The 25,659-nt window shown below is 66.9% G+C and carries 25 protein-coding genes; 22 read left to right on the forward strand and 3 right to left on the reverse strand.

Annotation, left to right across the window (positions count from 1 at the left end):
* Positions 1–6: 6 nt before the first annotated feature.
* Positions 7–717 carry a DUF305 domain-containing protein gene (locus tag QM841_RS37465; protein ID WP_280783614.1) on the reverse strand — a complete coding sequence of 237 codons (711 nt, stop codon included), beginning with the start codon at positions 715–717 and terminating at the stop codon, positions 7–9.
* Positions 710–1,630 carry a thioredoxin-like domain-containing protein gene (locus QM841_RS37470; RefSeq protein ID WP_283335907.1) on the reverse strand — a complete coding sequence of 307 codons (921 nt, stop codon included), beginning with the start codon at positions 1,628–1,630 and terminating at the stop codon, positions 710–712. The genes QM841_RS37465 and QM841_RS37470 overlap by 8 nt, the downstream gene beginning before the upstream one ends.
* Positions 1,631–1,848: 218 nt before the next feature.
* Here QM841_RS37470 and argS point away from each other — a divergent pair, with 218 nt between their 5' ends.
* The 21 genes from argS to QM841_RS37575 all read left to right on the forward strand — a co-directional run bounded on the left by argS (position 1,849) and on the right by QM841_RS37575 (position 23,575).
* On the forward strand, positions 1,849–3,501 hold the full coding sequence (argS, locus tag QM841_RS37475; protein WP_283335908.1) for an arginine--tRNA ligase: 1,653 nt from the start codon (positions 1,849–1,851) through the stop codon (positions 3,499–3,501).
* Positions 3,498–4,919 carry a diaminopimelate decarboxylase gene (gene lysA / locus QM841_RS37480; RefSeq protein ID WP_283335909.1) on the forward strand — a complete coding sequence of 474 codons (1,422 nt, stop codon included), beginning with the start codon at positions 3,498–3,500 and terminating at the stop codon, positions 4,917–4,919. Before argS ends, lysA begins: the two co-directional genes overlap by 4 nt.
* Entirely contained in the window at positions 4,916–6,229 is a 1,314-nt protein-coding gene (locus tag QM841_RS37485) for a homoserine dehydrogenase (RefSeq protein WP_280783611.1), read from the forward strand. Before lysA ends, QM841_RS37485 begins: the two co-directional genes overlap by 4 nt.
* Positions 6,226–7,308 carry a threonine synthase gene (gene thrC / locus QM841_RS37490; RefSeq protein ID WP_005252945.1) on the forward strand — a complete coding sequence of 361 codons (1,083 nt, stop codon included), beginning with the start codon at positions 6,226–6,228 and terminating at the stop codon, positions 7,306–7,308. Before QM841_RS37485 ends, thrC begins: the two co-directional genes overlap by 4 nt.
* A gap of 44 nt (positions 7,309–7,352) precedes the next feature.
* The gene (gene thrB / locus QM841_RS37495) at positions 7,353–8,297 is read left to right on the forward strand and encodes a homoserine kinase (RefSeq protein ID WP_280783609.1); all 945 of its coding nucleotides are present in this window, start codon (positions 7,353–7,355) and stop codon (positions 8,295–8,297) included.
* A 328-nt stretch (positions 8,298–8,625) separates the two neighbouring features.
* Positions 8,626–10,728: a transcription termination factor Rho gene (rho, locus tag QM841_RS37500; RefSeq protein ID WP_283335910.1), complete on the forward strand. Its 2,103-nt coding sequence runs from the start codon at positions 8,626–8,628 to the stop codon at positions 10,726–10,728.
* A gap of 227 nt (positions 10,729–10,955) precedes the next feature.
* The gene (rpmE, locus tag QM841_RS37505) at positions 10,956–11,198 is read left to right on the forward strand and encodes a 50S ribosomal protein L31 (protein ID WP_005252948.1); all 243 of its coding nucleotides are present in this window, start codon (positions 10,956–10,958) and stop codon (positions 11,196–11,198) included.
* Between the two features lie 91 nt (positions 11,199–11,289).
* On the forward strand, positions 11,290–12,369 hold the full coding sequence (gene prfA, locus QM841_RS37510) for a peptide chain release factor 1 (RefSeq protein WP_009474173.1): 1,080 nt from the start codon (positions 11,290–11,292) through the stop codon (positions 12,367–12,369).
* A 53-nt stretch (positions 12,370–12,422) separates the two neighbouring features.
* Positions 12,423–13,352, forward strand: coding sequence for a peptide chain release factor N(5)-glutamine methyltransferase (gene prmC / locus QM841_RS37515; RefSeq protein ID WP_009474172.1), 930 nt, complete (start codon positions 12,423–12,425; stop codon positions 13,350–13,352).
* Positions 13,349–14,005 carry an L-threonylcarbamoyladenylate synthase gene (locus tag QM841_RS37520; protein WP_011594474.1) on the forward strand — a complete coding sequence of 219 codons (657 nt, stop codon included), beginning with the start codon at positions 13,349–13,351 and terminating at the stop codon, positions 14,003–14,005. The genes prmC and QM841_RS37520 overlap by 4 nt, the downstream gene beginning before the upstream one ends.
* On the forward strand, positions 14,002–15,183 hold the full coding sequence (locus QM841_RS37525; RefSeq protein WP_005252952.1) for a glycosyltransferase family 4 protein: 1,182 nt from the start codon (positions 14,002–14,004) through the stop codon (positions 15,181–15,183). Before QM841_RS37520 ends, QM841_RS37525 begins: the two co-directional genes overlap by 4 nt.
* A 38-nt stretch (positions 15,184–15,221) precedes the next feature.
* Positions 15,222–15,695: a Cg1360 family ATP-synthase-associated protein gene (locus QM841_RS37530; RefSeq protein WP_007300049.1), complete on the forward strand. Its 474-nt coding sequence runs from the start codon at positions 15,222–15,224 to the stop codon at positions 15,693–15,695.
* Positions 15,696–16,023: 328 nt separating this feature from the next.
* On the forward strand, positions 16,024–16,806 hold the full coding sequence (gene atpB / locus QM841_RS37535; protein ID WP_005264492.1) for a F0F1 ATP synthase subunit A: 783 nt from the start codon (positions 16,024–16,026) through the stop codon (positions 16,804–16,806).
* 86 nt (positions 16,807–16,892) lie between these two features.
* Positions 16,893–17,138 carry an ATP synthase F0 subunit C gene (locus tag QM841_RS37540; protein WP_005252955.1) on the forward strand — a complete coding sequence of 82 codons (246 nt, stop codon included), beginning with the start codon at positions 16,893–16,895 and terminating at the stop codon, positions 17,136–17,138.
* Positions 17,139–17,145: 7 nt separating this feature from the next.
* Positions 17,146–17,706: a F0F1 ATP synthase subunit B gene (locus tag QM841_RS37545; RefSeq protein WP_105422742.1), complete on the forward strand. Its 561-nt coding sequence runs from the start codon at positions 17,146–17,148 to the stop codon at positions 17,704–17,706.
* Between the two features lie 5 nt (positions 17,707–17,711).
* Positions 17,712–18,539, forward strand: coding sequence for a F0F1 ATP synthase subunit delta (locus tag QM841_RS37550; RefSeq protein WP_198602282.1), 828 nt, complete (start codon positions 17,712–17,714; stop codon positions 18,537–18,539).
* 62 nt (positions 18,540–18,601) lie between these two features.
* On the forward strand, positions 18,602–20,245 hold the full coding sequence (atpA, locus tag QM841_RS37555) for a F0F1 ATP synthase subunit alpha (protein ID WP_005252958.1): 1,644 nt from the start codon (positions 18,602–18,604) through the stop codon (positions 20,243–20,245).
* A 48-nt stretch (positions 20,246–20,293) separates the two neighbouring features.
* Positions 20,294–21,274, forward strand: a complete 981-nt coding sequence (locus QM841_RS37560) for a F0F1 ATP synthase subunit gamma (protein ID WP_009474166.1) — start codon at positions 20,294–20,296, stop codon at positions 21,272–21,274.
* 3 nt (positions 21,275–21,277) lie between these two features.
* Positions 21,278–22,729 (forward strand): F0F1 ATP synthase subunit beta, encoded by a 1,452-nt coding sequence (atpD, locus tag QM841_RS37565; RefSeq protein ID WP_005252960.1) that lies wholly within the window; start codon positions 21,278–21,280, stop codon positions 22,727–22,729.
* 6 nt (positions 22,730–22,735) lie between these two features.
* Positions 22,736–23,104 (forward strand): F0F1 ATP synthase subunit epsilon, encoded by a 369-nt coding sequence (locus QM841_RS37570; protein WP_005252961.1) that lies wholly within the window; start codon positions 22,736–22,738, stop codon positions 23,102–23,104.
* Between the two features lie 48 nt (positions 23,105–23,152).
* Positions 23,153–23,575 carry a DUF2550 domain-containing protein gene (locus QM841_RS37575; protein ID WP_005571048.1) on the forward strand — a complete coding sequence of 141 codons (423 nt, stop codon included), beginning with the start codon at positions 23,153–23,155 and terminating at the stop codon, positions 23,573–23,575.
* On the opposite strand, the gene QM841_RS37580 is transcribed toward QM841_RS37575, so the two are convergent.
* Entirely contained in the window at positions 23,576–24,151 is a 576-nt protein-coding gene (locus tag QM841_RS37580) for a cob(I)yrinic acid a,c-diamide adenosyltransferase (RefSeq protein WP_164065057.1), read from the reverse strand. It abuts the gene before it with no gap.
* Between the two features lie 54 nt (positions 24,152–24,205).
* On the opposite strand from QM841_RS37580, the gene murA reads away from it, so the two are divergent.
* Positions 24,206–25,480 carry a UDP-N-acetylglucosamine 1-carboxyvinyltransferase gene (murA, locus tag QM841_RS37585; RefSeq protein ID WP_280783606.1) on the forward strand — a complete coding sequence of 425 codons (1,275 nt, stop codon included), beginning with the start codon at positions 24,206–24,208 and terminating at the stop codon, positions 25,478–25,480.
* The last annotated feature ends 179 nt before the right edge of the window (positions 25,481–25,659 follow it).

Raw genomic sequence — 25,659 nt, forward strand, 5'->3', positions numbered from 1 at the left:
CGGAGATCAGTTCATCGGGAGGGGAGCGGCGCCCTTCGCGGTGAGCATGTTCGTCATCACCGTCGACTCGCTCTGCTGCGTGTCCACCATCGTCTGCGCGAGAGAGCGCACCGCGTCCTCCGACGCGTGCTGGGCCGCGTACTCCATCATCGGGAGGCCGCCCTGGTGGTGGCGCAACATCAGCTGCAGGTACAGGACGTCGACGGCCGGTCCGGTGGCCTGACGCAGCGCGGCCATGTCCTCCGAGGACGCCATGCCCGGCATCTTCGACATCGAACCCATGTGCCCGCTGTCGGCGGACCCGTGGTCGTGACCGTCGGAGTGCTCGGCTTCCATCCAGCCCATGTAGCCGCCGGACGGCAGCGCCGGCTGATCCCACATCGCGAGCCAGCCTTGCATCTGCCCGAGCTGATTCTGCTGCGTGGTGAGGATGTCGTACGCGAGGCCGCGCACCGCCGGGTCGGTGGCGCCCGCCAGCGCGATCGCCGACATCTCCACCGCCTGGCTGTGGTGCACGCTCATGTCCTGCGCGAATCCGACATCCACGGAACCGGCCTCGGGGACCGGGGCCCCGTTGTCCTCGAGCGGAAGCCGGGCGAGGAACCCGAGCGCGAATCCGAGGGCGATGGCGCCGATCAACCCGATGACCAGCAGCGCTGTGCGCTGACTGGGCCGGGACGGGGCTGGAGCGTCTGCGGGTTCGGCAGGGCTAGCCATTGCCACCCTCGGCCGGCGCCTGCTGCAGATCGGACGGCAACTGCAGGTCGCTCGGGAGCTGCATGCCGCTGGGCAGCTGCGCTCCCGCACCACCGGATTCCGACTGGTCCGGGGCGATGCCGCCACCGTCCATCGGCACCGCGTCCGCGCCGGGTGTACTCGGGTCGAACGGCGGCGGGTTGTCCGGATCGAAACCGGAGCCCGGGATGGACGAGCAGCTCGCGCCGACCTCCGGGTAGGTGTTCTTGTTGATCCGCAGCGCGGTGATGAACTGGTCGATGCGCTCGTCGTCGACGCTGTCCAGCTTCAGCTGGTGGCCCCACGACTGCAGCGAGACCGGGCTGTCGAGGCCAGGGAACGGCGACATCAGCGTGTACGTCTCGCCGTCCACCTTGCCCTTCAGCGTCTCGACCTGATCGGCGGACAGCTCGTCCGGGTTGTAGGCGATCCACACGGCGCCGTGCTCGAGCGAGTGCACGGCATTCTCGGTGCGGATCGCGTTCGGGTAGACCGTGCCGGTGCACGTCGCCCAGATGGCGTCGTGCGGGCCGCCGAACGGGGGCGACTGGTCGTACGCGACGCGCTGCGTCGGCTGGATGTGGATGCCGGCCGGGTAGTCGACCTTGACGACGCCGTCGATGTTGACCGACGGGTCGGGATTTTCGGCGCTCGGCGCGTACTTCGCGGCTTCTTCCTTGGCCTGGTACTTGGGGACCAGGTTGATCGCGAGGACCGCCACGAGTGCGAGAACGGCAGCTCCGGCGCCGATCGTCAGCCAGGGGATGTTCCGCGGAGCGGACGCGCCACCCTTGACTTTCGCGCCGCCGCTATTCTTCTTGGCGGCCTTGATGGCCTTCGCCGACTTCGCGCCCGAGTTCTTATCGGGACCGCGACTTTCCGAACCGCTTGGCATCGATTGTGATCTTTCGGTGTGTGGGTTACGGGCGCTCGACCCCCGGTAACCGGAAGCTGAGGGCCGGGACTCAGGGCGACACCACTGTACTTTCCCACCCTGAGCGCAACCTGGGAGAGTGGCCGCCGCCACGCTCGCCGGCAGTCGCCGGGTCCGCGACGGGACTCGCGGCAAGGCGGATCACCGCCCGGGACGCGTTGGCCATAGGATAGATACCTGTGACTCCAGCTGACCTTGCCGAACTGCTCCGCGGAACCGCCGCGAAAGTGCTCGCCGAACACGGACTCGACGTGTCCGTGCTTCCCGAAACTCTCACGGTCGAGCGTCCGCGCAATCCCGAGCACGGCGATTACGCCACCAACGTCGCGATGCAGGTGGCCAAGAAGGTCGGTACCAATCCGCGTGAGCTGGCCGGCTGGCTCGCCGAGGCGCTGACCGCGGCCGCGGGCATCGACAGCGCCGACATCGCGGGCCCGGGCTTCCTCAACATCCGCCTGGCCGCCGACGCGCAGGGCGCGATCGTCGCGAAGATCCTCGAGGAGGGTGCCGCCTTCGGGTCCGGACACACGCTCGACGGCAAGAAGATCAACCTCGAGTTCGTCTCGGCCAACCCCACCGGCCCCATCCACCTCGGTGGAACGCGCTGGGCCGCCGTGGGCGACGCGCTGGGCCGGATCCTGTCCACCCAGGGCGCGGCGGTCACCCGCGAGTACTACTTCAATGACCACGGCGCCCAGATCGACCGGTTCTCCCGCTCGCTGATCGCGGCCGCCAAGGGCGAACCCGCCCCCGAGGACGGCTACGCGGGTGCGTACATCGCCGACATCGCCGCCCAGGTCCAGTCCCAGCGCCCCGACGTGCTGGAACTGCCCGCGGGCGAGCAGCAGGAAGTCTTCCGCGCCATCGGCGTCGACCTGATGTTCGCCCACATCAAGCGCACCCTGCACGAGTTCGGCGTGGACTTCGACGTCTACTTCCACGAGAACTCGTTGTTCGAGTCCGGTGCGGTGGAGAAGGCCGTCGAGACGCTCAAGGACTCCGGCAACCTGTTCCAGGAGGACGGCGCCTGGTGGCTCAAGAGCACCGACTTCGGCGACGACAAGGACCGCGTCGTCATCAAGAGCGACGGCAACGCGGCGTACATCGCCGGTGACATCGCCTACTTCCAGGACAAGCGCTCCCGCGGCTTCGACCTGTGCATCTACATGCTCGGTGCCGACCACCACGGGTACATCGGCCGGCTCAAGGCGGCTGCGGCCGCGTTCGGCGACGACCCCGACACCGTCGAGGTGCTGATCGGCCAGATGGTGAACCTCGTCCGCGACGGTGTGGCCGTGAAGATGAGCAAGCGCGCCGGGACGGTCATCACCCTCGACGACCTCGTCGAGGCGATCGGCGTCGACGCGTCGCGGTACGCGATGATCCGGTCGTCGGTGGATTCGAGCATCGACATCGACCTCGAACTGTGGACGAGCACCGGCAACGAGAACCCGGTGTACTACGTGCAATACGCGCACGCCCGCCTGTCGGCCATCGCCCGTAACGCCGCCGACCTCGGTATCGCGGTCACGGATCCCGACTTCTCGCTGCTCGTCTCGGAGCAGGAGGGCGATCTGATCCGCACCCTCGGCGAGTACCCGCGCGTCGTCACCAGTGCCGCGAATCTGCGTGAGCCGCACCGCATTGCGCGGTACCTCGAGGAGCTGGCCGGTGCCTATCACCGGTTCTACGGCGCCTGCCGGATCCTGCCCCAGGGCGACGAGGAGGTCGGCCCGCTGCACATCGCGCGACTGGCGTTGTGTGACGCGTCCCGGCAGGTCCTGTCCAACGGACTGGCCCTGCTCGGCGTCAGTGCACCGGAGCAGATGTGAACGCGCACCCCGCAGGTCCCAAGCACGCCGAACAGCTGCACGCACCCGGTCTGCCGGAACGTCCCGCCGACGCGGTCGCATTCGCCGCACTCTCGCCCGAGGTGTGGCCCCGCAACGCCCACCGCGGCGCAGACGGGGTCGTCAGCCTGGCGGGCATCCCGGTCACCGAACTGGCCGAGAAGTACGGCACCCCACTGTTCGTGGTCGACGAGGACGACTTCCGGTCCCGCTGCCGCGACATGGCCCGTGCGTTCGGGCCCACCGCCAAGGTGCACTACGCGTCCAAGGCGTTCCTGTGCGGCGAGATCGCCCGCTGGGTCGCCGACGAGGGCCTGTCCCTGGACGTCGCGTCGGGCGGCGAACTGGCGGTCGCCCTGCACGCCGGATTCCCGGCTGAGCGAATTGCCATGCACGGCAACAACAAATCGGTCGCCGAGCTGAACGCCGCCGTGTCGGCCCGGGTCGGGCACATCGTGCTCGACTCCGCCACGGAGATCGACCGCCTCGACAAGGTGGCCGCCGAAGCCGGTGTGGTGCAGGACGTTCTGATCCGCGTGACGGTCGGAGTCGAGGCGCACACCCATGAGTTCATCTCCACTGCCCACGAGGACCAGAAGTTCGGGTTCTCGCTCGCCGGCGGAAAGGCGATCGACGCGGTCCGCCGGGTCTTCGCCGCCGGCAACCTGCGGCTGGTGGGACTCCACAGCCACATCGGTTCGCAGATCTTCGACGTCGACGGATTCGAGTTGGCCGCGCACCGCGTGATCGGGCTGCTGCGGGACGTCGTCGCGGAGTTCGGTGTGGAGAAGACCGCCCAGATCTCGATCATCGACCTCGGTGGTGGCATGGGAATCTCCTACGTCCCCTCCGACGACCCGCCGCCGGTCGATCAGCTCGCCGCCAAACTCGGCGACATCGTGCGCAACGAGTCGGCGCTCGCCGGTCTGCCGGAGCCGACGCTGGCCGTCGAACCCGGACGCGCGATCGCCGGACCCGGCACGGTGACGCTGTACGAGGTCGGCACCATCAAGGACGTCACCGTCGGCGCCAACCTCACCCGCCGGTACGTCAGCGTCGACGGCGGAATGAGCGACAACATCCGTACCGCGCTGTACCAGGCGGAGTACGAGGCCAAACTGGTCTCGCGGGTCAGCGACGCGGCGCCGGTGGTGTCCCGTGTCGTCGGCAAGCACTGCGAGTCCGGTGACGTCGTGATCCGCGACACCTGGATGCCCGAGGACATCGACGCCGGCGATTTGCTCGCCGTCGCGGCCACCGGTGCATACTGCTATTCGATGTCGAGCAGGTACAACCTGCTCGCCCGCCCTGCCGTGGTGGCCGTGCGCGACGGACAGTCGCGCGTGATCCTCCGGAGGGAAACCGTGGAAGACCTGCTGAGCTTGGAGGTACAGGAGTGACGAGCGAATCGGCGCATCGCGCTATCGGTGTGGCCGTCCTCGGCCTCGGCAACGTCGGGAGCGAGGTGGTGCGCATCCTGCGGGAGCACAGCGAAGACCTCGAGGCTCGCGTCGGTGCCCCGCTGGAACTGCGTGGAGTGGCCGTGCGCCGCCCCGGCAAGGACCGCGGAATTCCCGAGGAGTTGCAGACCACCGACGCGGAGTCACTCGTGGCCCGCGACGACGTCGACATCGTCGTCGAGGTGATCGGCGGCATGGACCTGCCCCGCAAGCTGATCCTCTCGGCGCTCAACTCCGGCAAGTCCGTCGTCACCGCCAACAAGGCGCTGCTCGCCGATCACACCGGTGAACTGGCCGAGGCGGCGGAACTGCACAACGTGGACCTCTATTTCGAGGCCGCCGTGGCCGGTGCGATCCCCGTGATCCGCCCGCTCATCCAGTCCCTCGCCGGTGACCGGGTGAACAAGGTCGCCGGAATCGTGAACGGAACCACCAACTTCATCCTGTCGGCGATGGACGAGACCGGCGCGGACTACGCCGCGACCCTCGCCGAGGCCGGACGCCTGGGTTACGCCGAGGCCGATCCGACCGCCGACGTGGAGGGCTACGACGCCGCGGCCAAGGCGGCCATTCTCGCGTCGATCGCGTTCCACACCCGGGTCACCGCCGCCGACGTGTACCGCGAGGGGATCTCCAAGATCACCGCGGCCGACCTGACGTCGGCTCGCGCACTCGACTGCACGATCAAGCTGCTGTCCATCTGCGAGCGGATCACCACCCCCGAGGGCAAGGAGCGGATCTCCGCGCGGGTCTACCCGGCGCTCGTGCCGCTGGAACACCCGCTGGCCTCGGTCAACGGTGCGTTCAACGCCGTCGTCGTCGAGGCGGAGAACGCCGGGCGCCTCATGTTCTACGGCCAGGGCGCAGGCGGCGCCCCCACCGCATCGGCCGTGATGGGCGACCTGGTGATGGCCGCGCGCAACAAGGTGAACGGCGGCCGCGGACCCCGCGAGTCCAAGTACGCCAAGCTGAAGATCGCGCCGATCGGCGACATCCCCACGCGCTACTACGTCAACATGCAGGTGACGGACAAGGCCGGGGTCCTGTCGGCGGTGGCTGCCGAATTCTCGCAGCACGGCGTCAGCATCTCCACCGTGCGGCAGGAAGGCGCCGGCGACGGTGCCCGCCTCGTCGTCGTGACCCACGTCGCGACGGATTCTGCTCTGTCGGAAACCGTTGAGGCACTGAGCAAACTCGAATTCGTCACCGCTGTGACCAGCGTGCTGCGACTGGAAGGCACCGAACAATGACCGGCACCCGTAACCCCGTTCACACCCCCTGGCCGGGGCTGATCGAGGCTTACCGCGACCGCCTCGCCATCGGACCGAACTGGAAGACGGTCACCCTCCGCGAGGGCGGCACCCCTCTGCTGCCCGCCGGGCACCTCTCGGAGCTCACCGGTTGCGACGTCTACCTGAAGGTCGAGGGGCTCAACCCGACCGGTTCGTTCAAGGACCGCGGAATGACGATGGCCGTCACCGACGCGCTGGCCCGCGGTCAGCAGGCCGTCCTGTGTGCGTCCACGGGTAACACATCCGCTTCCGCAGCCGCGTACGCCGCGAAGGCGAAGATGACCTGTGCCGTGCTGGTGCCGCAGGGCAAGATCGCGATGGGCAAGCTCGCGCAGGCCGTCATGCACGGCGCGCGGATCATCCAGGTGCAGGGCAACTTCGACGACTGCCTCGAACTGGCCCGCAAGACCACCGCAGAGTTCCCCACGATCGGGCTCGTGAACTCGGTCAACCCGGTCCGTATCGAGGGCCAGAAGACCGCGGCATTCGAGATCTGTGACGCCCTGGGCAAGGCCCCCGACGTGCACGCGCTCCCGGTCGGCAACGCGGGCAACATCACCGCGTACTGGCGCGGGTACTCCGAGTACTACGCGGACGGACTCACCAGCGTGAAGCCCCGCATGCTCGGCGTCCAGGCCGCCGGTGCCGCACCGCTCGTCCACGGCGCACCGGTGAAGGACCCGGAGACGATCGCCACCGCGATCCGCATCGGCTCGCCCGCGTCCTGGAACGGTGCGGTCACCGCCAAGGAAGAGTCGCACGGCGCCTTCCGGGCCGCGACCGACGACGAGATCCTCGAGGCGTACCGGCTGATCGCCAGGACAGAAGGGGTGTTCGTCGAGCCCGCCTCGGCCGCGAGCGTCGCGGGTCTGCTCGCCGCCCGCAAGGAGGGCTGGCTGGACTCGGGCCTGACCGTCGTGTGCACGGTCACCGGTAACGGCCTCAAGGACCCCGACACGGCGCTGGCGGGTATGCCTGAGGTTCAACCGATCCCGGTCGATCCTGTCGCTGTCGCGTCGGCCCTCGAGCTGGCGTAGTGGTGGCGCCCACGCCCACCACGCCGCAGGACCACACCGCTGCCATGACACAGACCCTCCCCACGGGCCTCACCGTGACCGCCCGCGTGCCTGCGTCGAGCGCCAACCTCGGCCCGGGCTTCGACACGCTGGGCATCGCGCTCGGGCTGTACGACGAGATCACCGTGACCACCACGGGTTCGGGGCTGAAGATCCGGGTCGAGGGCGAGGGTGCCGACGACGTGCCGTGGGGTCCGTCCCATCTCGTGGTCCGGGCCATCGAACGTGGCCTGGAAGCGGCGGGCGTGTGGGCCGACGGCCTGGATGTGGTGTGCCGCAACGCGATACCCCATTCTCGGGGGCTGGGTTCATCGGCCTCCGCCGTCGTCGGGGGACTGGCGGCCGCCAACGGCCTGGCGATCAAGCTCGACCCCGAACTCGGGCTGTCGCTCGATCAGCTCGTCCAGCTGTCGTCCGAATTCGAAGGGCATCCCGACAACGCATCGGCCAGCGTGCTCGGCGGCGCCGTGGTGTCGTGGAGCTGCGCGGGCGAGCAGACCGACGGCGCGCCCGCGGCCACCGACATCTACTCGGCCGTCGCGCTGAAGGTCCATCCCGCGATCCGCGTCGTCGCGCTGGTGCCGGGGGAGCGCTCGTCGACCGCCCACACGCGGGGTCTGTTGCCCGAGACGGTTCCCCACCGGGACGCGGCATTCAACGTCAGCCGCGGCGCCCTCGCTGTGGTGGCGCTCACAGAGCGTCCCGACCTTCTGATGGCGGCGACCGAGGACCGACTGCATCAGACGCAGCGCGCTCCGGCCCTTCCGCTCACGACGCGATGGATCGCCGTCCTCCGGAAGGCGGGTATCGCCGCCACCGTCTCGGGAGCCGGACCGACCGTCCTCGCATTGACCACGGAGCCTTTCCCCGTGGATCTTCGGGCGCAGGCCGAGGCCGAGGGGTTGCAGGTTCTCGAACTGGACGTGGCGGACGGCGTCCGGACCAGCTGACACGCCGTAGGGGCGTCTCCTTGCCCCTACGGTCGTTCACAGCTATCCTGGGCAATGTCCGTACATCGTGCGCATCAGACGCCGGTGCTTCACCAGGGCAATTACTCCAGGTCAATCGGGGTTGACGGCTCCTGGCACGATCCTCCGCACTATCTGTCGTGTAGGGATTGCGAGTACGCGCCTGTTTCAAAGGTGATGTGATGGCGGGCAAGCCGGCAGTTCTTCACATGCAACTACGTACGGCACATCCGAATTCGGTATTCGAAACCGAATTACGGGACGAACCCTCGACTCTGCGCAGCGCGAGTGAGGGAAGGAAAGGACCTCCGTGACCGATACGGACCTCATCGCCGCTCCTGTGCGCGCCTCCTCGGTGGATACCGTTGGCGCGCAGGCAGGCGACTCTTCACAGGCGTCATCGACCGCACCCGGCACCGGTGCAGTGACGGCCTCCACCAAGCGCGCCGAGGCGCGCCGGGGTGCCGGGCTGTCCGGAATGGTGCTCACCGAGCTCCGCACTCTCGCAGGTGAGCTGGGCATCAAGGGCATCTCGGGGATGCGCAAGGGCGACCTGATCGCCGCGATCAAGGAGCGTCAGGGCGGTTCTTCCGCCCCGGCCGCTGCCGCGACCGAAGCCGCTCCCCGGACCCGGGCGACCCGCGCAAAGCGCGAACAGTCCGCTCAGACCGAACTCGAAGTGACTCCCCAGGTGGAGACCACCGAGAAGGCCGCCGAGCCCAAGACGGCCGAACCCGCGACGGGCGACAGCGCAGCCGCCGACACCGACACCGCCGAGGGCGGCCGTCGCGGGCGTCAGCGCCGCGGATCCGCGCGTCGGGCAGGCGCACCCGAGCAGGGTGACCAGGGCGGCAACGCTCAGGACACCGCCTCGGCTACTGCCACCGACACGCAGCAGGCTGAGCGCAAGCAGGCCGACGACCGTCAGGATTCCGCCGAGAAGCCGGCCAAGCAGGACGGCTCCGGCGAACAGGGCGGCGACCGCAGCCGACGTGAGCGGGCCGGCGACCGCGGTGATCGTGGCGACACCCGTGGTGACCGCGGCGAACGCGGCGACCGCGGTGACCGGGGCGATCGCGACAACCGCGGTGACCGCGGCGACCGCGGCCAGGGCAGCAACGGCCCGCGCACCAACGACAACCGCCCGGGCGACGACGAGGAAGGCGGTCGCGGACGCCGCGGACGTCGCTTCCGCGAACGTCGTCGTGGACGCGACCGCGGCGAAGGCGGCGGCGGCGACGCCCGCGAGACCGAGATCCGCGAGGACGACGTCCTGCAGCCGGTCGCCGGCATCCTGGACGTCCTCGACAACTACGCGTTCGTGCGGACCTCCGGCTACCTGGCCGGACCGAACGACGTCTACGTGTCGATGAACCTGATCCGCAAGAACGGTCTCCGTCGCGGCGACGCCATCACCGGCGCAGTCCGGGTCGGACGCGAGGGCGAACAGGGCAACCAGCGCCAGAAGTTCAACCCGCTGGTCCGCATCGACACCGTCAACGGTGGCGACGTGGAAGCGGCCAAGAAGCGCCCCGAGTTCGGCAAGCTCACCCCGCTGTACCCGAATCAGCGGCTGCGTCTGGAGACGACGCCGAACATCTTGACGACCCGTGTCATCGACCTGGTGATGCCGATCGGCAAGGGACAGCGTGCGCTGATCGTGAGCCCGCCGAAGGCCGGTAAGACCAGCGTTCTGCAGGCCATCGCGAACGCGATCGCGACCAACAACCCCGAGTGCTACCTCATGGTCGTGCTGGTCGACGAGCGTCCCGAAGAGGTCACCGACATGCAGCGTTCGGTGAAGGGCGAGGTCATCTCCTCGACCTTCGACCGTCCGCCGGGAGACCACACCTCGGTCGCCGAGCTGGCCATCGAGCGTGCGAAGCGCCTGGTGGAGGCGGGTAAGGACGTCGTCGTCCTCCTCGACTCGATCACCCGCCTCGGCCGTGCGTACAACAACTCGTCGCCGGCCTCGGGACGCATCCTCTCCGGTGGTGTCGACTCGACCGCGCTGTACCCGCCGAAGCGTTTCCTCGGTGCTGCGCGCAACATCGAGAACGGCGGTTCGCTCACGATCATCGCGACGGCCATGGTCGAGACCGGTTCCACCGGCGACACCGTGATCTTCGAGGAGTTCAAGGGCACCGGTAACGCCGAGCTGAAGCTCGACCGCAAGATCGCGGAACGTCGTGTGTTCCCGGCCGTGGACGTGAACCCCTCGGGTACGCGTAAGGACGAGCTGCTGCTCAGCCCGGACGAGGCGGCGGTGCTGCACAAGCTCCGGCGCGTGCTCTCGGGTCTCGACTCGCACCAGGCCATCGATCTGCTGATCGACCGCCTCAAGAAGAGCAAGAGCAACATCGAATTCCTCATGCAGGTGTCGAAGACTGCTCCGGGCGCGATCGACGACTGATCGCGACCGAAGCGGGGCCCGGCGACTTTCGGTCGCCGGGCCCCGCTGTTTTTCCCCTCCAGAATCACCGTGGAACAAAACGCGGACCACCCGCGTTGACCACACCGCAAGCACAAATGCCGATTGGGATCGCGAACCTGCGATCTGGCATACTGAGCGGCTGAGTCCGGTTCCGGTTCACGTCTTCGAACGGCGAAGGCGACCCGGCGACCATTGAAAGGGACACCATGAAGTCAGGCATTCACCCCAACTACGTGGCCACCACCGTGGTCTGCGGTTGCGGAAACACCTTCGAGACCCACAGCACCAAGGAGACCGGGCGTATCAACGTCGAGGTCTGCTCGCAGTGCCACCCGTTCTACACCGGCAAGCAGAAGATCCTCGACACCGGTGGACGTGTCGCCCGCTTCGAGGCTCGCTACGGCAAGCGCGCCGGCAAGGGCGCAGCCAAGGAATCTGCAGAGTCCTAGCTGTTCCGCCGACGCCCGTCCTGCGATAATTGCAGGCCGGGCGTCGGCTTTTTTGTGCCTATTCCCGAAAGAACGCAGAGCGGAGCGAATCATGGCAGGGACCACCCAGCCTTCGGCCATCGACGACATCCTGGCCGAACATGCCGGCCTGGAGCAGCAGTTGGCGGATCCGGCCCTGCACAACGACGCTTCTGCCGCCCGCAAGGCGGGCAAGCGATTCGCCGAGCTCGCGCCGATCATGGCGACATATGCCAAGCTCAAGTCGGCGCAGGACGATCTGGATGCCGCGCGCGAACTCGCTGCCGACGACTCCAGCTTCGCCGCCGAGGTGCCCGAACTCGAGGCGCAGGTCCTGGAACTCGACAAGGCTCTCACCGATCTTCTGGCCCCCCGCGACCCGCACGACGGTGACGACGTGGTGCTCGAGGTGAAGTCGGGGGAGGGCGGCGAGGAATCCGCGCTGTTCGCCTCCGATCTGGCCCGGATGTACGTCCGGTACGCCGAGCGTCACGGTTGGCGTGTCGAGATCCTCGACGCGACCGTGTCCGATCTGGGTGGATACAAGGACGCGACGCTGTCGATCAAGTCGAAGGGTGATGTGCGTGACGGGGTCTGGGCACGACTGAAGTTCGAGGGCGGTGTCCACCGCGTGCAGCGGGTGCCCGTCACGGAATCGCAGGGACGCGTCCACACGTCCGCCGCCGGTGTCCTCATCTACCCGGAACCGGAAGAGGTCGAGGAGGTGCAGATCGACGAAACCGATCTGCGCATCGACGTCTACCGCTCCTCGGGCAAGGGCGGTCAGGGTGTCAACACCACCGACTCCGCGGTCCGTATCACGCACCTGCCCACCGGAATCGTCGTGACCTGCCAGAACGAGCGCTCACAGCTGCAGAACAAGGCCCGCGCCATGCAGGTGCTCGCCGCGCGGCTGCAGGCCGCCGCCGAGGAAGCCGCGGATGCGGAGGCGTCGGCAGGCAGGCAGAGTCAGGTGCGCACCGTCGACCGTTCGGAGCGCATCCGCACGTACAACTTCCCGGAGAACCGCATCACCGATCACCGGATCGGTTTCAAGTCCCACAACCTGGATGCGGTCCTGGACGGCGAACTGGACGCCCTACTGGACGCCCTGGGCAAGTCCGACCGCGAGGCGAGGCTCGCCGCGGAGTAACCGCGAAGCGGGACCCCGCCACCGGACGGCGAGCCGCGTGGCACTCTGTACCTGTGAGTCGCCTTCCTCTTCGCCTGGCCCTGATCGACGCAACCGCGCAACTCGACGAGGCCGGGGTGCGTAGCTCCCGTGCGGATGCCGAACTGCTCGCGGCCCACCTGCTGGGGGTGGAGCGGACCCGGCTCGGCCTCGTCCCGCTGGTCGACGAGTCGGTGATCGACGCGTACAAGAAGATGGTCGACCAGCGCGCCAAGCGGATTCCGTTGCAGTACATCCTCGGTACGGCCGCGATGGGGGACATCGACATCGAGGTCGGTCCCGGGGTCTTCGTGCCGCGTCCCGAGACGGAACTGCTGCTCGGGTGGGCGCTCGCCTTCCTCGGAAGCTGCGACCAGCATCCGCCGGTGGTCCTCGACCTGTGCACCGGCTCGGGTGCGCTGGCGCTCGCGATCGCCAACGCCCGGCCCGACGCAGTCGTGCACGCCGTCGAACTCGAACCGCACGCGCTCGCGTGGGCCCGGCGTAACGCCGACGCCCGCGAACAGGCAGGTGACGCACCGATTCGCCTGTACCAGGGCGACGTGACCGACCGGACGTTGCTGGCCGGGCTCGAAGGCGGCGTCGACCTGATCGTGGCGAACCCGCCGTACATTCCGGAGGGCGTCGAGCTCGAACCCGAGGTGGCCGACCACGATCCGCACAGCGCGCTGTTCGCCGGACCGGACGGCCTGTCCGTCATCAAGCCGATGATCTCGAACGTCGCCCGCTGGTTGCGGATCGGGGGAGCGGTCGGCATCGAACACGACGACAGTAACGGGGCCGACGTGGCGGCCCTGTTCGCGTCCCGCCGGGTGTTCGGCGAAGTCGCGGAGCACCCGGACCTCGCAGGCAAGCCGCGCTTCGTGGTCGCCCGGCGCGTCGCCACGGATATCGAGGCGCAGCGTGCAGGGGCCGTCACCGAGGGTGAAAGAATGGGCGGGTGAGTACCGTTTACGACTGTGGCCTTCCCGATTCACGCTCCGCCGGAATGAGTGCGGCCAAGAATGCGCTGAAGGCCGGGCGGCTCGTCGTGCTTCCCACGGACACGCTGTACGGAATCGGCGCGGACGCATTCGACAGCGAGGCCGTCGCCGCCCTCCTGCGGGCCAAGGGTCGCGGGCGCGACATGCCGGTTCCCGTGCTCGTCGGCTCGTGGAACACGATCGACGGACTGGTGTACAGCGTGCGTCCGCAGACGCGCGACCTCATCCGGGCGTTCTGGCCGGGCGGGCTGAGTCTCGTTGTGGAGCAAGCGCCTTCGCTGGCATGGGACCTCGGCGACACCCGGGGCACGGTCATGCTGCGCATGCCGCTGCACCCCGTCGCCCTCGAACTGTTGCGTGAAGTCGGACCGCTGGCGGTGTCGAGCGCGAACGTCTCCGGGCAGCCGCCCGCGACGACGGTCGAGGAAGCGCGCGAGCAGCTCGGCGGCTCGGCGAGCGTGTACCTCGACGGTGGCCGGGCGGAGCAGGGGCAGGCCTCGACGATCGTCGACCTCACCGGTGCGACCCCCCGGATCCTGCGTGAAGGCGCCGTGCCCACCGGCGATGTCGCCGACGTGCTCGGAGTGACGGCGGAGAGTCTGTCCGCCCAGTGAGTGCTGCCGAATCGGCTGGCGTGGCGCTGGCCCAAGCAGGTGGGGGCGCGGGTGTCCCGCTGCGTGAACTCCTGCTCGTCCTCTTCACCGCTGCGGTGGTCACCTACCTGGCCACCGGGGCGGTGCGGCTGTTCGCGCTCCGGTTCGGGGCTGTCGCCGTGCCGCGGGACCGGGACGTCCACGTCACCCCGACGCCCCGTCTCGGCGGGGTCGGCATGTATCTCGGCATGCTCGTCGCGTTGTTGTTCGCGCAGCAGCTACCCGCGCTCACCAGGGGATTCGAGTTCACCTCCGACATTCCCGCGGCCCTGGTCTCGGGGTTCGTGATCGTGCTGGTGGGGGTGGTCGACGACCGATGGGGCCTGGACGCGCTCACCAAGTTCGTCGGGCAGGTCACCGCGGCGGGCATCCTCGTCGTGATGGGTGTGAGCTGGTTCATCATCTACATGCCGTTCGGGGACGGCAGCACCGTCATCCTCGACCAGCTCCAGGCCGGTCTCGTCACCGTGGGTGTCGCGGTCGTGATGGTGAACGCCATGAACTTCGTCGACGGCCTCGACGGTCTCGCGGCGGGCCTCGGTCTGATCTCCTCGCTCGCGATCTGCGTGTTCTCGGTGGGGCTTCTGCACGATCAGGGCGGCGACGTCAGCGCGTATCCGCCCGCGCTGATCGCCGCGGCGCTGGCAGGTGCGTGTCTCGGATTCCTTCCGCACAACTTCCAGCCCGCCAAGATCTTCATGGGCGACTCCGGCTCCATGCTGATCGGTCTGATGCTCGCGGCCATCTCCACCAGCGCGTCCGGGCGCATCCCGCTGACCGCGTACGGCACCCGCGACCTGCTCGGTCTTCTCTCTCCGCTGCTCCTCGTCGGTGCCGTCATGTTCATCCCGATCCTGGACCTGCTGCTCGCCGTCGTCCGGCGGACCCGTGCGGGCGTGAGCCCGTTCAGTCCCGACAAGATGCACCTGCACCACCGGCTGCTGCAGATCGGGCACTCGCACCGCCGCGTCGTGCTGCTCATCTACTTGTGGGTCGGTGTCCTGGCGTTCGGCGCGGTCGGATCAGCCTTGTTCGACCGTCGCGTCGTCGTCCTCCTGGTTGCGGGAGGCCTCGTCTTCGCGCTGGTCGTGACGGCCGTCCCGTCGATTCGCGGACAGCAGCACGACCGTCGCGGCTGACCGGAGGGTTGCGGCGGACCGGCGAAGATCCACTACCCTTGGCGACCGTGACGTTCACCCCCGCCTCCGCCCCTGATCACACCGCGTCGTTGCGGGCTGCCGTCCGCTACGGAGTTCTCGGTCTGATCGTGCTGGCAGTGGTCGGCTCGATCATCGCATTTCTCGTCGCGGGCAAGCCCGGTCTGTACGGCGCTCTTCTCGGTGCGGCAGTCGGGGGAGGGTTCATCCTGTGCACCGCACTGGGTGTGCTGTTCACCGCGAAACTTCCGGCCTTGACGGCGGGAGCGGTACTGCTCGGTACGTGGTTGTTGAAGATGATCCTCGCGATCACGGTCCTGGCGATCCTCAAACCGCTCGACTTCTACGACAAGACAGCATTGGTGCTGGTCATGGTGCTGTCGCTCGTGATCGTGCTGGGAGCGGAGACGTTCGGAGTTCTGGGAACCAAGGCGCCGTACGTCGAGCCCACGCCGTCGGACGACGCCGGATCGCCGGAATCGGACGATAAGTAGTACTACGAGATGTAGTAAAATTGAATCGACCCGGACCCCGTCTACACAACGTCGTAGATGACTTGCTAAGGTCTGGGTCAAGCGAGAGCAATGAGAGTGCGAGTAAGTTACTCGCCGGTATTGCATGCTTGTAGGTAGCCCGCACTTTCAGGGCCGCCGAGTCGACGAGAGTCGCCGACACCGACAGACGCTGGACTCGAACAGTCCGCAGCAGCTGACGAATACGCGAGTCGAGCTTGTCGACTTGTTTGATCGTCAATGTCCGATCGAACCGCAGTCAACGAAGGCTGCGGACCGACTACGGGAGAGAACGCTGAGCGTCATCAACGTGGCTGCTGGAGAAGAATTCCACGCGCCTTCCCTGAACGACTTCTTCCCGCCCGCGGTCCTGTTCGAAGGGACTCCGTTCGAACTCGACCGCCTGATGCTGGTTCGCATCCTGCTGTCCGGACTGATGATGCTCTTCTTCGTCATCGCGATGCGCAGCCCGAAGATCATTCCGCGCGGTGTCCAGAACATCGGTGAGATCGCGCTCGACTTCGTCCGGATCAACATCGCGGAAGAGATTCTCGGCAAGGAGCAGGGCAAGCGCTTCCTGCCGGTCATCACCACCATCTTCTTCCTGGTGCTCGCCAGCAACCTCGGCAGCATCATCCCCTTCATCAATATCTCGCCGAACGCGCGAATCGGCATGCCGCTGGTGCTCGCCGCCCTGGCGTACATCGTCTTCAACTACGTCGGCATCAAGAAGTACGGCTTCTTCAAGTACGTGAAGAGCAGCATCGTGGTCCCCGGTGTTCCGCTTCCGCTGCACTTCCTGCTCGTGCCGATCGAGTTCATCTCGACGTTCGTCCTCCGGCCGTTCACCCTCATGGTTCGTCTCATGGCCAACATGCTGGCCGGCCACATCCTGCTGGTGCTGTTCTTCAGCGCCACCCAGTACTTCTTCTTCGTCTCCGGTGGCTTCCAGGCCGTGTTCGGTGTGGCCTCGCTTGCCGCCGGCATTGCATTCACCTTCTTCGAACTGCTGGTGATCTTCCTGCAGGCCTACGTCTTCGCGCTGCTCACGTCGGTGTACATCGATCTGGCGCTGCACGCGGATTCGCACTAGCACCACAAGTTTTCACGACCAGCTACACCAAGAACTGAGCCTCCCGCCGAATCCGGCGGAGGTCAACAGAAAGGGAACGGAACACCATGAGCCTCGCCTACCTCGCTCAGGAAGCTGTCCAGGAAACCAACTCGACGGGCTTCGGAGCCATCGGCTACGGTCTCGCCGCGATCGGCCCCGGCATCGGCGTGGGCATCGTCGTCGGCAAGGCGATCGAGGGAATGGTTCGCCAGCCCGAGATGGCCGGACAGGTTCGTACCACGATGTTCCTCGGTATCGCCTTCACCGAAGCCCTCGCGCTGATCGGCCTCGTCGCCGGCTTCATTTTCTAAGACCGTCATGGCAGCCAACATCGCATTGCTCGCGGCAGAGGAAGAGAGTCACAACCCTCTCCTCCCCGCGACGTATGACATCGTTTGGTCGATCGTCTGCCTGGTCATCGTTGGTTTCGTCTTCTGGAAGTACGTCCTTCCGATGTTCCAGAAGGTCCTTGCCGAGCGAACCGAGCAGATCGACGGCGGCATCAAGCGGGCCGAAGAGGCCCAGGCCGAAGCGAAGGCGGCGCTCGAGCAGTACCGCGCCCAGCTCGCCGAAGCTCGCACCGAGGCTGCGCAGATCCGTGAGGACGCGCGCACCCAGGGGCAGCAGATCATCGCCGAAATGAAGGCACAGGCTCAGGAAGAAAGCGACCGCATCGTGGCCGCCGGCAACAACCAGTTGGTTGCCCAGCGTCAGCAGATCGTCGCCGAACTGCGCGCCGATCTCGGCCGCACCGCGGTCGACCTCGCTGAGAAGGTCATCGGTGAGTCCCTCGCCGACGACGTCAAGCGGGCCGGCACGGTCGATCGCTTCCTGAACGAGCTCGACACCATCGGCGCAAATTCCGCAGCAGGGAAGTGAGCACCATGTACGCAGCGAGCCGTGAGGCCTTGACGCAGACCCGTGCTGCGTTGTCTTCGGCCTTGGGATCCGTCTCTGCCGGAGCAGCCACAGCGGCCGCGGCCCAGATCGGGGCCGAGCTGTTCTCGGTCGTCGAGATCCTGGACGAGCAGCGCACTCTCCGGAGTGCTCTGTCGGACACCTCGACGCCCGGGAACGTTCGCGAAGGTCTGGCCGAGCAGGTATTCGGTGGCAAGGTCTCGGCCGAGACCCTCGCCGTCCTGAAGGCGGCGGTGGGCCAGGACTGGTCCGTCACCTCCGACCTGCTCAACTCGCTGGTGCTCGTCGGTCGGGAAGCGCTGCTGAAGGCAGCGGCCGATCAGGGACAGCTCGACGCTGTCGAGGACGAGCTCTTCCGCCTCGGGCGCATCGTTGCCGGTGACCCGAAGCTCGAGCAGTCACTGTCCGACCGTTCCGTGCCGGCGAAGAGGAAGCGTGAACTGCTCTCCAAGCTGCTGTACGGCAAGGTCACCGCTGTCGCCGAGGCGCTGGCGACCCAGGCAGTGGGCCGGTTGAAGAACTCCGCACCCGCGGACGCCTTCGACGAACTGTCGAATCTGGCAGCAGCACAGCGGGAAGCAGTTGTCGCCAAGGTGCGCAGCTCTGCTCCGCTGTCCAGTGAGCAGTCGGATCGGCTGACCGCCACCCTCACCCGTACCTACGGGAAGCCGGTGACGGTTCACGTGGAGGTCGATCCTGAGCTCCTCAGCGGCTTGGTCGTCCGGGTGGGCGACGAGGTGATCGACGGCAGCGGCGCGGGACGTCTCGCAGCGTTGCGGAAGTCCCTCAAGTAGTCCGCAACCGAACCCCATACCCCAGATCTTTTCGAAGACCAGACACCGAGAGCAGGAAAAACATGGCGGAGCTGACGATCTCCTCCGACGAGATCCGTAGTGCGATCGAGAACTACACCGCGAGCTACTCCCCGGAGGCCTCCCGCGAAGAGGTCGGCCTTGTGACCGACACCAGCGACGGCATCGCGCACGTCAGTGGCCTGCCTTCGGCGATGGCCAACGAACTGCTGGAGTTCCCCGGCGGAATTCTGGGTGTCGCGCTCAACCTGGATGCCACCGAGATCGGTGCCGTCATCCTGGGCGATTACGAGAACATCCAGGAAGGCCAGGAAGTCAAGCGGACCGGCGACGTGCTGTCGGTACCCGTCGGCGACGCCTTCCTCGGCCGCGTCATCAACCCGCTCGGCCAGCCGATCGACGGCCTGGGCGAGATCGAGAGCAACGAGACCCGCGCCCTCGAACTGCAGGCTGCCTCGGTCCTCGAGCGTCAGCCTGTCGAGGAGCCGCTGCAGACCGGCATCAAGGCCATCGACGCGATGACCCCGATCGGCCGCGGACAGCGTCAGCTCGTCATCGGCGACCGTAAGACGGGCAAGACCGCCGTCTGCATCGACGCGATCCTGAACCAGAAGGCCAACTGGGAGACCGGCGACGAGAAGCAGCAGGTTCGCTGCATCTACGTCGCGATCGGCCAGAAGGGCTCCACCATCGCGGGCGTCAAGGCTGCCCTCGAGGAGCAGGGCGCGATGGAGTACACCACCATCGTCGCCGCCCCGGCCTCCGACTCCGCCGGTTTCAAGTGGCTCGCGCCCTACACCGGCTCCGCCATCGGCCAGCACTGGATGTACCAGGGTAAGCACGTCCTGGTCGTGTTCGACGACCTGACCAAGCAGGCCGAGGCGTACCGCGCCATCTCGCTGCTGCTGCGTCGCCCGCCGGGACGTGAGGCATACCCCGGTGACGTCTTCTACCTGCACTCCCGCCTGCTGGAGCGTTCGGCCAAGCTGTCCGACGCCCTGGGTGGAGGCTCGCTGACCGCGCTGCCGATCATCGAGACCAAGGCCAACGACGTCTCGGCCTACATCCCGACCAACGTCATCTCCATCACCGACGGTCAGGTGTTCCTCGAGTCGGACCTGTTCAACAAGGGTGTCCGCCCCGCCATCAACGTCGGCATCTCGGTGTCCCGTGTCGGTGGCGCCGCGCAGACCAAGGGCATGAAGAAGGTCTCCGGTTCGCTGCGCCTGGAGCTGGCTCAGTTCCGTGAGCTCGAGGCGTTCTCCGCCTTCGCCTCCGACCTGGACGCCGCCTCGAAGGCACAGCTCGAGCGTGGTGCCCGCCTGGTGGAGCTGCTCAAGCAGGATCAGTACAGCCCGATCCCCGTCGAGGACCAGATCGTGTCGATCTACCTCGCCGGCGAAGGTGTCTTCGACAGCGTGCCGGTCGGCGACGTCCGCCGCTTCGAGGCCGAACTGCTCGACGAGCTGCACCGCACCGCCTCCGGCGTGTACGAGAGCATCAAGGGCGGCAAGGCCCTCGACGCCGACAACGCCAAGGCGCTGGTCGAGGCCACCGACAAGTTCAAGGAAACCTTCATCGCGTCCGACGGAAGCCGGGTCGTGAACGAGGCCGAGGCCGAAGCTCTGGACGCCGGCGAGGTCGGCCACGAGCAGATCAACGTCAAGCGCACCACCGTCAGCAAGTGAGCGGCCTGCCCATGATGCTGCGAAACATGAAGGGAGAGTGATCGATCGATGGCAAGCATTCTCGAACTGAGGTCTCGCATCAAGTCGGTCAACTCGACCAAGAAGATCACCAAGGCCCAGGAACTGATCGCGACCTCGCGCATCACGAAGGCACAGTCGCGCGTCGCCGCGGCGAAGCCGTACGCCGAAGAGATCACGAAGGTTCTGTCGGAGCTGGCGAGCGCGTCGGCTTCGCTGGACCACCCGTTGCTGAACGAGCGCACCGATCCCAAGCGGGCCGCGGTTCTGGTCGTCACCAGCGACCGCGGTATGTGCGGCGGTTACAACTCCAACGTCCTCAAGGAGGCCGAGGAGCTGTTCCAGCTGCTGCGCAGCGAGGGTAAGGATCCGGTCATCTACGTGCTCGGATCCAAGGGTCTGGGGTACTACACGTTCCGTGGCCGCGACTTGGGAGGTGCGTGGACCGGGTTCTCCCAGGATCCGGGCTACTCCGACGCCGCCAAGGCGAGCCGGCACCTGGTCGACCTGTTCATGGCCGGATCCGGCTCGGAGGTTCCCGCGCCGAACGGCGAGGGCACCATCGAAGGCGTCGACGAGCTGCACATCGTCTACACCCGCTTCGTGTCGATGCTGACCCAGTCTCCCGAGGTTCGCCGGATGGCTCCCCTCGAGGTGATGGTCTCCGAGGAGCGCGTCGAACTCGGCGAAGACATGCTGTCGAACGGTCACGGGTCCAGCGACTCGGAGCCGGTCGCCGGATACAACTTCGAGCCGGAACCCGACAAGTTGCTCGGCGCCCTGCTGCCGAAGTACATCAGCACCCGCATCTACTCCTCGCTGCTGGATGCTGCGGCGTCGGAGTCGGCTGCCCGTCGTACCGCCATGAAGGCCGCGACGGACAACGCAAACGAACTGGTGAACACGTTGAGCCGTCAGGCAAACCAGGCTCGCCAGGCCCAGATCACCCAGGAAATCAGCGAGATCGTCGGCGGCGCGAATGCGCTTGCCTCGAGCGCAGGAAGTGACTAAGCAATGACCGCAGCAGTAACCGAAAACAACGGGGCAGGCTCGGGTTCGTCCGTCGCCGGCCGCGTCGTGCGGGTCATCGGTCCCGTCGTGGACGTTGAATTCCCGCGTGGCGCCATTCCTGAACTGTTCAACGCCCTGCATGCCGAGATCACGCTCCCCTCGGTCGCCAAGACGCTGACCCTCGAGGTCGCACAGCACCTCGGCGACAACCTGGTGCGCACCGTCTCGATGCAGCCCACCGACGGCCTGATCCGCGGCACCTCGGTGTCCGACACGGGCAAGCCGATCTCGGTTCCCGTCGGTGACGTCGTCAAGGGCCACGTGTTCAACGCACTGGGCGACTGCCTCGACGCTCCCGGCACGGGTCGCGACGGCGAGCAGTGGGGCATCCACCGCAAGCCACCGGCCTTCGACCAGCTCGAGGGCAAGACGGAGATCCTCGAGACCGGCATCAAGGTCATCGACCTCCTCACCCCGTACGTCAAGGGTGGAAAGATCGGTCTGTTCGGTGGTGCCGGTGTCGGCAAGACCGTTCTGATCCAGGAAATGATCACCCGTATCGCCCGCGAGTTCTCCGGAACCTCGGTGTTCGCAGGCGTCGGTGAGCGCACCCGTGAGGGCACCGACCTTCACCTCGAGATGGAAGAGATGGGCGTCCTCCAGGACACCGCCCTCGTCTTCGGCCAGATGGACGAGCCGCCGGGAACGCGTATGCGCGTCGCCCTGTCCGCGCTGACCATGGCGGAGTACTTCCGCGACGTCCAGGGCCAGGACGTGCTGCTGTTCATCGACAACATCTTCCGTTTCACCCAGGCCGGTTCCGAGGTGTCGACCCTGCTCGGTCGTATGCCTTCGGCCGTGGGTTACCAGCCGACCCTGGCTGACGAGATGGGTGAGCTGCAGGAGCGCATCACCTCGACGCGTGGTCGCTCCATCACCTCGCTGCAGGCGATCTACGTGCCCGCCGACGACTACACCGACCCGGCGCCGGCCACGACGTTCGCGCACCTCGATGCCACCACCGAGCTGTCGCGTCCGATCTCGCAGATGGGTATCTACCCCGCTGTGGACCCGCTGACCTCCACCTCCCGCATCCTGGAGCCCGGCATCGTCGGTGCCGAGCACTTCCGGGTCGCCAACGAGGTCAAGCGCATCCTGCAGAAGTACAAGGAACTGCAGGACATCATCGCCATCCTCGGTATGGACGAGCTGCAGGAAGAGGACAAGGTGCTCGTCGGCCGTGCCCGCCGTCTGCAGAAGTTCCTCGGCCAGAACTTCATCGTCGCCGAGAAGTTCACCGGTGAGCCCGGCTCCGTGGTGCCGCTCCGCGACACCATCGAGGCGTTCGACCGCATCTGCAAGGGCGAGTTCGATCACCTGCCCGAGCAGGCATTCAACAGCTGTGGTGGACTCGACGACGTCGAGGCTGCAGCCAAGAAGATCGCCGGGAAGTAGTCGACGATGGCTGAGATGACCGTGGAACTCGTCGCCGTGGAGCGACGGTTGTGGTCTGGTTCGGCGACTCTCGTCAGCGCACAGACGACCGAGGGCGAGATCGGTGTCATGCCTGGGCATGAGCCGGTTCTCGGACAGCTGGTCGAGGCCGGAGTGGTTGCGATCACGACGGCCGACGGTGAGCGTATCGTCGCTGCTGTGCACGGCGGGTTCCTGTCCGTGACCGCGAAGACAGTCACGATCCTCGCCGAGTCAGCCGACTTGGCCGAGGACATCGATGTGGAAGCGGCCAAGGCCGTGCTCGCAGAGAGTGGAGACGATCTCGAGGCGATCGCTGTCGCCAAGGGTCGGATCCGCGCTGTAGAGCGCGCTTAGGCTGCACGAGAAAGACCGCGACGGAGCCGACGAACAGTGACAATCGGAATGACTGTGTTGATCATTCTGGTTGTGCTGCTCGCGGCCTTCGTCGCGGTCTTTTTGTATCGGCTTGCAGTACTGCGCCGCGGTGGTACCGCGGCGATCCTCCGGGTGACGCCTGCCCCGGGGGACACGGGGTGGCGCCACGGCGTCATCCGCTACGGCGAGGGTTCCCTCGTCTTTTTCAAACTGTCGAGTTTGCGTCCCGGTCCTGATTCGCGCATCGATCGCCAGGGCATCGAGGTCGCAGGTCGTCGCAGCCCGGAGGGCTCCGAGTTCGACATCATGTCCGAGGAAATCATCATTCTGTCGGTCAAGGACCGCGGTAGCTCGTACGAGATCGCATTGGACGGGGGAGCGTTGACCGCGTTCCTGTCCTGGGTCGAATCACGACCGTCCGGCCGATCGGTCCGCGGTCGCCGACTCTGATCAGGACTTCCCGGCTCCGGGCTTCCAGAGGACGTCGCCCTCGGGGTTCGCGAGCCTGCTGACGATGAACAGCAGATCCGACAGCCGGTTGAGGTATTTCGCCGGTAGAGCGTTGGTGGTCTCCGGGTTCGCGTCGACGGCCGCCCACGCGGACCGCTCGGCCCGCCGGGTGACGGTCCGCGCCACGTGCAGCAGCGCTCCGAGTGCCGTGCCGCCGGGGAGAATGAAGGAGTTCAGCGGCGCCAGGCGTTCGTTCAGTTCGTCGCACCAGCCCTCGAGACGGTCGATGTACTCGTCCGAGATGCGCAGCGGCGGGTACTTCGGTTCGGCCTCCACTGGGGTGGAGAGGTCGGCGCCGGCGTCGAACAGGTCGTTCTGAATCTGCCGCAGGATCGACCGGATCTCCTCGGGCGGGTCGCCCAGTGCCACCGCAACCCCGATCGAGGCGTTCGCCTCGTCGCAGTCGGCGTAGGCGATCAGCCGCGGATCGTTCTTCGACACACGGGAGAAATCGCTGAGTCCGGTGGTCCCGTCGTCGCCGGTCCGGGTGTAGATCTTGGTGAGGTGTACGGCCATAGCGTTACGGTACCGGCCTCCGGGGTCGGCATCCCTGGCTCTAGGCTGTGTTCTGTGAGTGAACGCTTCCTTGTCACCGGCGGTAACCGCCTCGTAGGTGAAGTGTCTGTCGGGGGCGCCAAGAACAGCGTTCTCAAGTTGATGGCGGCAGCGCTGTTGGCCGAGGGCACCACAACTGTGACCAACTGCCCGGACATCCTCGATGTTCCCTTGATGGCGGACGTCCTGCGTGGCCTGGGCTGCGAGGTGGACCTCGACGATTCCATCGTCCGGATCACCACACCCGCGGAGCCCAAACACCACGCCGATTTCGCCGCGGTACGGCAGTTTCGCGCGTCGGTGTGTGTGCTCGGACCGCTGGTCGCGCGGTGCCGTCGCGCCGTGGTCGCGCTACCGGGTGGCGATGCCATCGGATCGCGGCCCCTCGACATGCACCAGTCGGGGCTGCGATTGCTGGGCGCGCACAGCACGATCGAGCACGGCTGCGTGGTGGCGCAGGCCGACGACCTGCACGGTGCGAACATCCGGCTCGCATTCCCGTCGGTGGGGGCGACCGAGAACATTCTGATGGCCGCCGTACTCGCCAAGGGTGAGACGGTGATCGACAACGCGGCCCGCGAACCCGAGATCGTCGACCTGTGCAACATGCTGATTCAGATGGGCGCGCAGATCCGGGGTGCAGGCACGTCCACGCTGACGATCCAGGGCGTCCCCAAACTCGAGCCGACCACGCACCGGGTCATCGGCGATCGGATCGTCGCAGCGACGTGGGGGATCGCCGCGTCGATGACCCGTGGCGACGTGCGTGTCCGCGGGGTCAACCCGAAACACCTGAGCCTGGTGCTCGACAAGCTGCGGGTGGCGGGAGCCGAAGTCACCGCCGAGTCCGACGGATTCCGGGTGGTCCAGGAAGCGCGGCCCACGGCCGTCAACTTCGCGACCCTGCCCTATCCGGGTTTCCCCACCGACCTCCAGCCGATGGCCATCGGTCTCGCCGCTGTGGCGGAGGGAACGTCGATGATCACGGAGAACGTCTTCGAGGCGCGGTTCCGTTTCGTCGAGGAGATGATCCGGTTGGGTGCCGATGCTCGGACGGACGGTCACCACGCTGTGATCCGGGGAATCGCGCAACTGTCGAGTGCGCCGGTGTGGTCCTCGGACATCCGGGCCGGCGCCGGCCTGGTGCTGGCGGGACTCGTCGCCGACGGGGTGACTGAAGTCCACGACGTCTTTCACATCGACCGGGGTTACCCCCGTTTCGTCGAGATCCTCCAGGAACTCGGCGGCCGCATCGAAAGAGTGGACGCGGATCCCGCTTCTCAGCGGTGAGTCCGGCGTCACAGCGGCCGATGTGAGCCGCAGGATGCCGGATCGGTTCCGGCGCACCGGCTCTGACCAGCAGAGTCCGAATCGACGAACACCGTGACCTGGCGATTTGGCAAGCAGTTTCCCGTCGCGTAACTTATTCCAGGTCAGAGCGACACGGACACCGACCCCGGCCGGAAGGC

Origin of the sequence: Rhodococcus sp. IEGM 1307 (genome assembly GCF_030056915.1) — a bacterium.
In the GTDB taxonomy this organism is placed as follows: domain Bacteria; phylum Actinomycetota; class Actinomycetes; order Mycobacteriales; family Mycobacteriaceae; genus Rhodococcus_F; species Rhodococcus_F opacus_D.

Excerpts from the sequence above, each read along its gene's own strand:
- QM841_RS37465 (WP_280783614.1), bottom strand. The coding sequence starts at position 717 with ATGGCTAGCCCTGCCGAACCCGCAGACGCTCCAGCCCCGTCCCGGCCC.
- QM841_RS37470 (WP_283335907.1), bottom strand. The coding sequence starts at position 1,630 with ATGCCAAGCGGTTCGGAAAGTCGCGGTCCCGATAAGAACTCGGGCGCG.
- thrC (WP_005252945.1), top strand. The coding sequence starts at position 6,226 with ATGACCGGCACCCGTAACCCCGTTCACACCCCCTGGCCGGGGCTGATC.
- thrB (WP_280783609.1), top strand. The coding sequence starts at position 7,353 with ATGACACAGACCCTCCCCACGGGCCTCACCGTGACCGCCCGCGTGCCT.
- rpmE (WP_005252948.1), top strand. The coding sequence starts at position 10,956 with ATGAAGTCAGGCATTCACCCCAACTACGTGGCCACCACCGTGGTCTGC.
- prfA (WP_009474173.1), top strand. The coding sequence starts at position 11,290 with ATGGCAGGGACCACCCAGCCTTCGGCCATCGACGACATCCTGGCCGAA.
- QM841_RS37540 (WP_005252955.1), top strand. The coding sequence starts at position 16,893 with ATGAGCCTCGCCTACCTCGCTCAGGAAGCTGTCCAGGAAACCAACTCG.
- QM841_RS37545 (WP_105422742.1), top strand. The coding sequence starts at position 17,146 with ATGGCAGCCAACATCGCATTGCTCGCGGCAGAGGAAGAGAGTCACAAC.
- QM841_RS37550 (WP_198602282.1), top strand. The coding sequence starts at position 17,712 with ATGTACGCAGCGAGCCGTGAGGCCTTGACGCAGACCCGTGCTGCGTTG.
- atpA (WP_005252958.1), top strand. The coding sequence starts at position 18,602 with ATGGCGGAGCTGACGATCTCCTCCGACGAGATCCGTAGTGCGATCGAG.
- QM841_RS37560 (WP_009474166.1), top strand. The coding sequence starts at position 20,294 with ATGGCAAGCATTCTCGAACTGAGGTCTCGCATCAAGTCGGTCAACTCG.
- atpD (WP_005252960.1), top strand. The coding sequence starts at position 21,278 with ATGACCGCAGCAGTAACCGAAAACAACGGGGCAGGCTCGGGTTCGTCC.
- QM841_RS37570 (WP_005252961.1), top strand. The coding sequence starts at position 22,736 with ATGGCTGAGATGACCGTGGAACTCGTCGCCGTGGAGCGACGGTTGTGG.
- QM841_RS37575 (WP_005571048.1), top strand. The coding sequence starts at position 23,153 with ATGACTGTGTTGATCATTCTGGTTGTGCTGCTCGCGGCCTTCGTCGCG.
- QM841_RS37580 (WP_164065057.1), bottom strand. The coding sequence starts at position 24,151 with ATGGCCGTACACCTCACCAAGATCTACACCCGGACCGGCGACGACGGG.